The organism is Serratia sp. BNK-4, from assembly GCF_048685115.1.
GTDB classification, from domain to species: Bacteria; Pseudomonadota; Gammaproteobacteria; order Enterobacterales; family Enterobacteriaceae; genus Serratia; species Serratia bockelmannii.
This window is the reverse complement of the sequence record NZ_JBLQTM010000001.1, coordinates 4,545,609-4,555,722: the sequence shown is the minus strand read 5'-3', so window position 1 is coordinate 4,555,722 and position 10,114 is coordinate 4,545,609. Positions and strand designations below refer to the sequence as shown.

At 62.9% G+C, this 10,114-nt stretch carries 10 protein-coding genes; 1 reads left to right on the top strand and 9 read right to left on the bottom strand.

The window, feature by feature from the left end:
* The first annotated feature begins 127 nt into the window (after nucleotides 1-127).
* Complete coding sequence (locus ACMGGW_RS21675; RefSeq protein WP_049205608.1) at nucleotides 128-1,042, top strand: DMT family transporter; 915 nt, start codon at nucleotides 128-130, stop codon at nucleotides 1,040-1,042.
* On the opposite strand, the gene ACMGGW_RS21670 is transcribed toward ACMGGW_RS21675, so the two are convergent.
* The 9 genes from ACMGGW_RS21670 to ACMGGW_RS21630 all read right to left on the bottom strand — a co-directional run bounded on the left by ACMGGW_RS21670 (nucleotide 1,039) and on the right by ACMGGW_RS21630 (nucleotide 10,059).
* Nucleotides 1,039-2,532, bottom strand: coding sequence for an aminotransferase class I/II-fold pyridoxal phosphate-dependent enzyme (locus ACMGGW_RS21670; RefSeq protein ID WP_197832488.1), 1,494 nt, complete (start codon nucleotides 2,530-2,532; stop codon nucleotides 1,039-1,041). The genes ACMGGW_RS21675 and ACMGGW_RS21670 overlap by 4 nt on opposite strands.
* A 79-nt stretch (nucleotides 2,533-2,611) precedes the next feature.
* Nucleotides 2,612-3,235, bottom strand: a complete 624-nt coding sequence (locus tag ACMGGW_RS21665) for a helix-turn-helix transcriptional regulator (protein WP_043139025.1) — start codon at nucleotides 3,233-3,235, stop codon at nucleotides 2,612-2,614.
* Nucleotides 3,236-3,344: 109 nt separating this feature from the next.
* Nucleotides 3,345-3,881: a fimbrial protein gene (locus ACMGGW_RS21660; RefSeq protein ID WP_025304591.1), complete on the bottom strand. Its 537-nt coding sequence runs from the start codon at nucleotides 3,879-3,881 to the stop codon at nucleotides 3,345-3,347.
* A gap of 18 nt (nucleotides 3,882-3,899) precedes the next feature.
* Complete coding sequence (locus tag ACMGGW_RS21655; RefSeq protein ID WP_197832487.1) at nucleotides 3,900-4,904, bottom strand: fimbrial protein; 1,005 nt, start codon at nucleotides 4,902-4,904, stop codon at nucleotides 3,900-3,902.
* A gap of 14 nt (nucleotides 4,905-4,918) precedes the next feature.
* Nucleotides 4,919-5,530, bottom strand: coding sequence for a fimbrial protein (locus ACMGGW_RS21650; RefSeq protein ID WP_049294962.1), 612 nt, complete (start codon nucleotides 5,528-5,530; stop codon nucleotides 4,919-4,921).
* Between the two features lie 11 nt (nucleotides 5,531-5,541).
* Entirely contained in the window at nucleotides 5,542-6,288 is a 747-nt protein-coding gene (locus ACMGGW_RS21645) for a molecular chaperone (RefSeq protein WP_049294961.1), read from the bottom strand.
* A 24-nt stretch (nucleotides 6,289-6,312) separates the two neighbouring features.
* On the bottom strand, nucleotides 6,313-8,799 hold the full coding sequence (locus ACMGGW_RS21640; protein ID WP_046687943.1) for a fimbria/pilus outer membrane usher protein: 2,487 nt from the start codon (nucleotides 8,797-8,799) through the stop codon (nucleotides 6,313-6,315).
* Nucleotides 8,800-8,885: 86 nt separating this feature from the next.
* A complete protein-coding gene (locus tag ACMGGW_RS21635) occupies nucleotides 8,886-9,437 on the bottom strand; it encodes a fimbrial protein (RefSeq protein ID WP_049205598.1) in 552 nt (183 codons plus the stop codon).
* 91 nt (nucleotides 9,438-9,528) lie between these two features.
* Nucleotides 9,529-10,059 carry a fimbrial protein gene (locus ACMGGW_RS21630; RefSeq protein ID WP_015379342.1) on the bottom strand — a complete coding sequence of 177 codons (531 nt, stop codon included), beginning with the start codon at nucleotides 10,057-10,059 and terminating at the stop codon, nucleotides 9,529-9,531.
* Nucleotides 10,060-10,114 lie beyond the last annotated feature (55 nt).

The following is a 10,114-nucleotide window of genomic DNA, read 5'->3' as shown; positions in this document are numbered from 1 at the left end:
CGCTTTATCTGAAAAATAGAACGCAACCCCGGCAAGCGACGCCGGGGAATGCTGTTCTCTTTCACTATGACCTCGCCTCGCGGGTTGCCGATTTCGGTATGCCTCAGGCGTGCGGAGCGTTCGCATCATGGACAGTCAGTCTGAAAAAACTCTCGTTGTTACCCCCGCTCATCCCGTTGTCGGGCATTCCGCTCAGGGCTGGATGAACGGCTTCCTCGGCATGATTATCTTCAGCGGCTCGCTGCCCGCCACGCGGGTGGCGGTGCTGGAGCTCGATCCGCTGTTTCTGACGGCGGTCAGGGCGGCGATCGCCGCCTTGCTGGCCCTGTGCGCGTTGCTGATCACCCGCCAGGCGCGGCCGACGCGGGCCGATTTGCCGCCACTGCTGTTTGTGGCGCTCGGCGTGGTCATCGGCTTCCCGCTGCTGACGGCGCTGGCGCTGCAGCACACCACCTCGGCGCATTCGCTGGTGTATATCGGCCTGCTGCCGCTGGCGACCGCCGGTTTTGGCGTCTTGCGCGGCGGAGAGCGGCCCAAACCCGCTTTTTGGGCCTTTTCCGGTATCGGGGCCGCGCTGGTGGGGGCGTTCGCGCTGAGCCAGGAAAGCGGCGGTGCCTGGCAGGGGGATGCGCTGATGATCGGCGCGGTGCTGCTGTGCGGTCTGGGTTATGCCGAAGGGGCGGTGTTGTCGCGCCGGATCGGTGGTTGGCAGGTGATCTCCTGGGCGCTGGTGGTCGCCTTGCCGTTGACGCTGGTGGCGGCGTGGTGGGCGGCGCCGGCCACTTGGCCTGCCGTCAGCGGTGCCGCCTGGCTGTCGCTGGTGTACGTCTCGGTGTTCAGCATGTGGATTGGGTTTATCTTCTGGTATCGCGGCCTGGCGCAGGGCGGCATCGCCGCCGTCGGGCAGTTGCAGCTGCTGCAGCCGTTCTTCGGCCTGATGCTGGCGGCCTGGCTGCTGCAGGAAACCGTTCAGCCGATGATGATCGCCGTGATGGCCGGCGTGGTGGTTTGCGTGTTCGGCGCCAAGCGTTTTTCCCGCTAGGCGCCGCTGCCGGCGCAGGCCAGGATCACTTCGCCGAGCCGTTTCACCGCCTGCTGTACCTGGCGTTCATGGTAACCGCCCAATCCCAGCACCAGACCCGGCTCACCGTGGCCGGGCGCATACATCGGCGACACCGCCCGCAGCGCCAACCCGGCTTCGTTGGCGCACTGGGCGACCCGCACGTCATCGAGATCTTTCCTCAGCCACAGCACCATGTGCATGCCCTGATCGCAGGGCTGCACTACCGCCAAATCGGCGGGGATATGCGTGTTGATCGCCTCGATCAGCATCCGGCGTTTCTCGGCGTAGACGCCGCGCATTTTGCGGATATGCCGGTCGAGATACCCTTCGGCGATAAAGGCGGCCAGTACGTGTTGATCCGCGCTGGGCGGGTGACGATCCATCAGGATCCGGGCGCCGCAAAAGGCGTCGACCAGCGGCGGCGGCACGATGGCGTAACCCAGCCGCAGCGAAGGGAACAGCACCTTGCTGAAGGTGCCGAGATAAAGCGTCCGCTCGGGCGCCAACCCTTGTAGCGAGGGGAACGGGTGGCCGGCGTAGCGCATCTCGCTGTCGTAATCGTCTTCCACGATCCAGGCCTGCCGCTCTTTGGCCCAGGCCAGCAGGGCGCTTCGTTTCGCCATGCTCATCGGCATGCCCAGCGGGTATTGATGCGACGGCGTGACAAAGGCGGCTCGGGCGTCGGCGGCCAGGTGCACGCCGGCGGCGACGTCGATGCCGTCGTTAGCGACGGGTACCCTGATCATGTGCCGATCGCGAAACAGGCTGTTAAAAAGGGCGGTGATGCCGGCGTAGGCGGGGTCCTCGACCCAGGCGCTGTCGCCGGCGTCCAGCAGGATCTGCGCGGCCAGATACAGTCCTTGCTGGGTGCCGGCGGTGATGAGGATTTGCTGCGGCGTGCAATTTACCGAGCGGGAACGGCGCACATAGTCGCAGATGGCTTCGCGCAGCGGCAACGCGCCCAGCGGATCGCCGTAGCCCGACGGGGCGCCGGGGCCGCGCGCCCGGATGCGGTTGCCGAGCCGCCGCCAGATATCGTCGGGCGCGGTATCGCCGATCGGCACCGAGACGGTGAACGGCACCGGCGGCAGCGCCCGCACCTGGGCGGCGAAGCGCGCCAGATGCTGCGCCTGTGAAGAAAGCGGAACCGCTACCGCCGAACTCGCCTGTACCGTGGCGCGTGGCGTGCGGCGCGGCGCCTGATAGTGGGCAACCCGGGTGCCGGAACCGGGCTGCGGTTCGAGAAAGCCTTCCGCCGTCAGCTGAGCAAAGGCCTCCAATACCGTGCCGCGCGCCAGATTCAGCGCCGCCGACAGCCGGCGTGTCGAAGGCAGCAGATCGCCCGCTTTCAGATCGCCTTTGTGGATTGCCCGGCGCAGGGCCTGCGCCAGCTGGTGGCTAAGCTGCCCCGCCTGGCGGTCAATCTCGCCGAGGGCGGGGACGTCAACGACTTGGGCTGTTCTGGGCATGTATTCCGGCTCGCTTTGCAGTACAAAAATGAGTATTCAGAGTAAACCACTCTGATATCACTCGCGAGCCTGTTGTCGCTCAGCTTAGCCCCCGCTGATTCAGCAGCACCTTATTCAACTCGCTGTTTTTACGCACGTTAAGCTTGCGCATCGCCGAACGCTTATGGGCGCTGATGGTTTTCTGGCTGCGCTGCAGCAGGCCGGCGATGCTGCAGGCGGACATGCCGCTGCTCATCAAACCCAGCACCTTTTTTTCGCAGTGGCTGAGCGCGGCGATGCGGCAGGCCTGGCATTTCCACAGGCCGGCGGCGTGCAGCGCCACCCACGGATGCTGGATGAACTTTTCCAGCGCCATCTGCAGCTTGAGACGGATGGCATAGGCCGAATCGCGCCGATGGATGCTGAACAGCGGCGGCAGGTTTTTCACCTGTTGCTGGGTCGTGTCGTCGAGGATCAGCAGGGTCAGCTGCCGCTGGCGCGGGATGCCGTAGGCGCTCTGGTAGCAGCAGGCGCAACCCCAGCGCTCTTCCGGCGTGCGAAACACGATTTCGATGTTATCCAACGCCTGCAGCGCCAGCGGCGAGAACTGCGGGTACAGACGCTGGCATTCGTTCAGGGAGTGCAGATAGTCCTGCAGCAGCAGACGCAGCCCCTGCTGGTAGAAGTTATCGCTGTCGAACAGCGTGAAGCGAATATCTGGCATGGGTGGCTCCTTAAAAGGGCCGTGGCACCGCGCCGGAGCGAACGGTGACGGCCCATTGCCGGCGTTCGCGCGCCGGTCGTTTTCCTGATTTCCCTGGGGTGGTGCGGGCTTATTGGTACGCCAGCACAAAATTGGCGACGGACGTGAATTCGCCTTCGGTAATGCTTTGGTTCTGGATCGCGCTCGGCTGCCCCTGCACATAGGCGGTGAAGTTCAGGCTGTTGGGGCCGTTTTGCAGCGCGACGGCACTGGTGGCCTTATTCAGGTCGATGTCCGCTCCCTGATGATCGAACAGGGCGATGGCGGCGCCGTTCGCGCCGTTGTTGATCGCCAGCTTGCCCGGCAGCTCTCCGTCTTCGGTGCCGCTGAAGGTCACGCTGACGGATTTGAACACCGTGGTCTTGCAGTCGGTCAGCTTGATGCTGAACGGCACCGGCGTGGTGTGGCCGTAGCGGTACAGGGTTTTGACGATCACCGTGCCCATCTCAACCAGCTGATCGGCGGACTGCGGTTCGATATTGCACGGGCGGCTCACCACGGTGCCGTGGAACTGCACCGGCGCGCCGATAAGCTCGGTGTTCGCCGCCGCCGGTATGGCAACCCACCAGGGCGCGCAGCTCAGCAGCGCTAAAGCGCGTAGACGCATTTTCCGTTCCTCCCTCGGTTACTGGAATGCCGCCACGATGGTGGCCGATGCGTTGAATTCCCCTTCGCCGATCTCTGCGCCGCCGTTGGCGAACGGCGCCGCCACCAGGTTCCAGGAGCCGCCGTTGCCGATGTTCGGCACCGGGTAAAACTCGTTCGGAATGACCAACTGGCCGTTGTGCGTCAGCCGGATGCCGAGATCGTTCTTGTCGGTTTTGAACACCTCGTTGCTGAAGGAAGCCGCCGAGCCCGACACCGCCAGCTTGATGTTCAGCGTGCCGTCCTCGAAGCTGCCGCCCTCGCACTGGAAGCGCACCGGAATGCTTTGCGGATAATTCGAACCGTTGAGATCGCTGCCGCCGATCTCGCCGAACTCGACGTTGATCAGCTGGCCTTCGTTCACCACGCATTTATCCGGTACATAGAGGATCGCGGACTGGATAAACACCTGCGCCATCGGATTGGGGCCGAAACCGCCGTCGGTCGAGCCGAGGCGGCCGTACATCTCGATGATCTGCCGATCGTTAATCTCGACGCCGTTAATGATCTTTTTGCGCACCCGGAAGGTGATCTTGCCTTTGGAACCGCTGCCGTAGTTGTTGACCTGTAAGTACGGCGGCTGGCAACGGTGTTGGCTCAGCAAATTCGATTCGTTGTAAAAAGGCACGGTGACGTAGGCATTCTTGTTGCCGGCAATCCACACCTCGGCTTTTAAATCCAAAAAGTCATTCAGTTTTAAATAGCCGTTGCCGTAGTCGGAGGGGGGCAACGCCGAATCCGACTTGTAAAAGTGCGGGCTGGTGGGAATAGGGGTATCGCAGTACACCTTGCCGGTATAGGTGCCGCCCAGATCATAGGGAAACAGTTTGGTGAACCCTACCTGGTTGGTGATGTTGCTTTGATTGAGGTCGATATAGAACTGTTTGGGGCCGCCGTCCGGCGTGACGTAGCCGTTGGCCCAGGCGGCGGGGGCCGCCAGTGCGATCGCCAGCGGCAGGCAGAGTTTGGTCAGTTGTGTTTTCATCGCGTTCTCGAGCCTCACAGGTAAATCACCTGAATGTGCGCCACGGCGGCGAACCCGGCGGCCATCACCGCCCGCTGGGTGGATTCCACGCTGGCGCTGAACCACAGAGTGTTGCTGCCGGGCTGCAGAATGTAAGGGCGGCTGCGCTGATTCAGCTCCAGCACCTGGCCCTGCTGGTCTTGCAGCCGCAGGCCGATGCCCTGTACGCCGCCGTTCAGCTTCAGCAACGACGGGTTGTCGACGTCGCTTTCGCCAAGAAATACCAGCGTGGCGGCCTGCTCACCCTGCAGGTAGAGGCGGCCGGCGTCGCCGTTGCGCGGGCCGGCCGGGTTATCCGCCAGCGCGCGCGCGCCCAGCAGGCAGTTGCGGAACGAGAGGCGAAAACGCACCGGCGCGCTGCGATCGCCGGCGTTGCGGAAGTCGCGTGCGCTGACGTCGCCCAGATCGACGGACTGATCCCGGCTGTCCGGCGTCAGGCTGCAGGGGGAGCTGAGCAGGCCGCCGTGAAAGCTGACGGTGCCGGTGGTGCCTTCGATCACGCCCAGCGGCGTTGCCGCCATCGCGCCGCCGCCGCACAGCAGTGCGCCGAGCAGCAGCGGGCGCAGTCGATCGGTGAATTCAGCCATGCTGGACCTCCTTATTTTTTCTCGGGCACGGCGGTGCAAACGCTGCCGTTGCAGGCGAAGCGCAGTTCGGGGTGGCCGCCGTAGTCGTTGATGTAGGTGATGACGAAGCTGTTCATGCCGGTATCGTGCAGCTTGAGGCTTTCGCTGGATTTCGGCTTCAGCATCAGCGGCTGAAAACCGCCGATCGCGCCGCCGCCCTGTTTTTGCGTCTGCCGCGTCATGCCGGTCAGGGTGATGTAAAACGGCGTCGGGTTATCGACGGAGATAGCGCCGCCGCTTTTACGGAACACCAGCTTTTCCTGCCACACCTGGCCCTTGGGCGCGACGATGGCCTTCGGCCGGTAGAACAGCTTGATCTGCGTTTGCAGCGCCAGCTGCATCACGTTGGTTTTGGTGCTTTTCGGCGGAATTTCGCGCAGGTTGAAGTAGAACACCGACTCGCGATCCTGCGGCAGGCGATCCGCCTCCGGCGTCTTGGTGATGCGTACCACGCTGCGCTCGCTTGGCTCCACGCGCTGCAACGGCGGCAGCACCACCAGCGGCGAGGTGATTTTCTGGTGCTGCTCGTTCTCCAGCCAGGACTGCGCCAGGAAGGGCAGCTCTTTGTTTTCATTGACGATATTCAGGCTGATCGATTTGGCGTCGCTCACATAGACGGCGCGCGTGCGATCCAGCGATATCGCCGCGTCGGCGGTAGGCAGTACGGCGCTCAGGGCCAGGCCGGCGGCGGTCAGTAGCGTTATCGGGTGTGTGTTCATGTCATTATTTCTCAGCGTTACGGATTACAGGGTGGCGCACGGCAGCAACAGCTGGTCCAGCGGCTTGGCGGCGCCCGGGATCACGATGCGGCAGCGGCGTTGGCCTTCCCAGGCGACGTCCAGTTTTTCCTCCGGCTGCACGCCGGTCAGGTAGACCGAGCCGCCGTCGTTGACCACCGCGACCTCGCGGCCTTTCTCGCTCAGCACCGCGGCGCCGAACGGCGGCTCGCTGCCGTCCGCGAGGCGAATGGTGGCCAGCAGCTTGCTGCCTTTCACCACCTCGAAGTGGCGGTAGCCGATGGCGCCTTCGGTCAGCGTGCCTTGCACCACGGCGCGGGTGGCCTCGACGTCGTCCGCCAGCTTGTTGACGTCGATGCGGGTGTCGGTGTTGTAGTAGCTGGTGATGTCGGAAATCACCGCCAGCCCGAAACGGTTGCTGTAGGCGCGGCCGTTGTTGATCGGCACGCCGGCGATGCCGTCGGTGTCGAGCATCATGCGGCTGCCGCCGTTGCTCGAGTTCTGGTGCGCCGCGATGCCGTGCCGGGTCGCAGTGAGGCCGCCGCGGAACGAGCCGCCGATCGACGAGTAGCTGTCCTGCTGGTAAGAGGCGCTGGCGTTCAGTGAGCCAAACGAGGCGTTGTGGGTGTAGTACCCGCGCGCCAGCGATTTGCCGGACTGATTAAAGCCGCCGCTGACCTGCCAGGTATTGTCCGGATCGCTGTAGTCGTTGTACGACGCGGTCTGCGTGACATCGCCGTTGTTGGTTTGCAGCGCATAACCGACGCGCCGACGGTCGCCGATCGGCACGGTGAAGTTGAGCATCACACTGTCGTCGGTGCGGCCCTGGTAATAGGTGCGGTAAGCCGACAGCGAGGCGGTGATGTTGCTGATATCGCCGACGCTGAACAGCTTGCTGGCCGACAGCCCGTAACGGTCCTGGGTTCGCGCATCCCAATAGGTCTGGTGCGAGTAGGTCAGGTAGGCGGTGATCGCCTTGGCGCTGTCTTCCGCCATAAAGGTTTTGCTGGCGGTGATGGTGTACAGCTCTTTCTGGCGGCCGTTGTAATTCTTGTCGTAATCGCCGTAACGCTCCTGCAGGTACTGCGACATGTTCATGAACTTGCGCTGCGAGAAGCGGTAGCCGGCGAAGGTGATCTGGCTGTTCAGCTCGTCGAAGCGTTTGGCGTAGTTGAGCTTGAACGACATACCGCTGGCGGTCGGCTCGCCGGGCAGACGGGCGATCGACTGGGTGACGTCCAGCGACATGGCGCCGAACACGTTCAGATCGCGGCCGAGGCCGAGCGCCCAGGCGTTATAGTCGCCGCCGAGCAGCGCCCCGCCATACAGCGACCAGGCGTTGCTCAGCCCCCAGGAGAAGTCGCTGGCGGAAAACAGCGGGCCCTGGGTGCGGTGGTCGTAGGCCGAGGTTTTGCCGAGCGCCACGTTGTAGCGCACGTAGCCCGGGCGGGTCAGGTACGGAATGGTGGCGGTATCCACCTGGAAGGTCGAGACGGTGCCGTCCTGCTCTTCCACCTTGACGTCCAGCTTGCCGCGCACCGAGCTGTTGAGATCCTGAATGGCGAACGGCCCGGCGGGCACGGTGGTTTCGTACAGCGTGCGGCCTTCCTGCGAGACGGTGATCTTGGCGTTGCTCTTGGCGATGCCGCGCACTTCCGGCGCGTAGCCCTGCAGGTTCGGCGGCAGCATGCGCTCGTCGCTGGCCAGATTGAGGCCGGTGAAGCGATAGGCGTCGAACACCCCGGAGTCGAGATAAATCTCACCCAGCGTCAGCTTGGCGGCCTGCATCGGCAGCGCGCGGTAGGCGTAGATCTGGTTCCAGTCGAAGCCGGTGCTGCGATCGCCGGCCTGCTGATTGTAATTGGCCTGGTAGTCCGCGCGCAGGCGCCAGGGGCCCAGGTTGGCGCCCAGCGTGCCGTAGCTGCTCAGGTTCTGGGCGGTGTTGTTGTTGTGATTCTGCTTGCCTAACTGGCCGCTCAGGTTGTAGTCCAGCAGCAGGCCGGGAATGCCGTCGTCCCACTGTTCGGGCGGCGTCCAGTCGGGATCGGAGTATTTCATCCACGCCTGCGGGATGGTGATCGCCAGCACGCCGCCGCCGATGCGATCGGAGACGGTCGCGCCTTTGATGCCGCGAATGTCGGCGCACTGGTTGTCGTGCCACAGGGTGACTTTTTTGGCCGCTTCTTCTTTCAGCGCCATTTTTTCCACCAGATCAGGCGGCAGGCACACCTGGCTGCCGCTCTTGTTATCCGGCGACGGGAAATACTGAATGCTGCGCTGGGGCAGCGTTTTCTGGTTGATCTTGATGTCCAGCAAATAAGCGCCGGGCATGACGTAGTCGGCATCGGAGAAACGCGAAAGATCCACTTTGCTGCGCTCGCCGATATCCAGGACGTCGGTATTGAATTCCGTGGCGGAAAATGCCGGACGCACCCAGAGGAAAGATAGAATGACGAGAAGAGGTAGGTGTTTCCGTGTCAGTAATGACGTCATAGCATAATCACTCATGGCAAGTCCGCGCCCAATAGCAGGTCATCCGTGCGACCTGAATACGTAATGCTGTGCAGCGCCCGCCGGCGCTAGAGATAAGACAGGGTGAATTTGGCCAGAGAGCTGAAGCCGCCCGCCCGCGCCTTATCGGGATGCAGGCGCAACTGCGCGCCAAAACGCAGCGTGTTGTCGCCGGCGACGATCTGGTAATCCGCCGTCGTGCTGCCGAGCGGGATTGGGGTGCCGGCATCGGTCAACAGCTCGATAGCCACGCCCTGCGCCTCGCCGTAAACGCCGAGCAGGGAAGGATCCCCGCTGTCGGCGGTGCCGTCGAACGTGACGTTGGCCGCGCGATAGATGAAGTCAGGTTTCACCTGACTGGCCAGCTCGCAGTTCACCAGTTTGATCGTGAAATGGCGGCGGCTGCCGATCAGCACCGATTGCCCGTCCTGCGAGGCGTCGGTCATGGAAATCAGACCGAAATCGACGGTTTGATCCAGGCTGTCGCTGGCGATGCCGCACGGCGTTTCAACGATGGTGCCGCCCAGGCTGACTTTGCCGTGGCCCTGATTTTTCACTGCCGCCGCCGCGCTGCCGACGCTGAGCGCGATGAGCAACAGGCCGCAAAGGCGGATAGTCATGCTGGCGTCTCCCTGTCTTGCCCTATTCCCTTGCCGCTCTCGTCGGCATGCAATCAAGCGGGGGATGCCCTGAGACATCCCCTGTGGGGTATTACAGGTAAGCCAGGGTGAAGTTCGCCACGCTGGTGAAGTCGCCTGGTACCACGGCGCTTGAGGCGCTGCTGCCCTGCAGGTAAGCGGCGAATTTCAGCGAGTTGTCGCCGTCGTTCAGACCCTGACCGTCGGTTGCGGTGCCCAGTTCCACTTCTTTGGAGTGCAGGTTGTCGTAGATCACGATGCCGGCGCCGGTTGCCGTGCCGCTCAGGGCCAGCAGTTTGTTGTTGACCGGATCAGGCGTGCCGGTAAAGGTCACTTTGACGTTTTTCATGGTGGAGATGGAGCAATCTTTCAGTTCGATGTTGAAAGGTTGCATGCTGGATTTACCCTGGTTGGCCAGGATGCGGCTGCTGATCTGGCCCATCGGCACGGTTTGGTCAACGGATTCCGGCGCGACGCTGCATGGCGCATCGATAATTTCGCCGGTAAAGGTGACTTTACCGCTGCCCTGATTAGATGCGGCATGAGCAACAGAGGCGGAAGCGAAAGCAATCACGGTTGCCAGCATTAATTTATTCAGTTTCATTTCTCAGGTTCCTGTAGAGAGTTTTTAAATAAAAGAACAGCACATCTAAATCCCC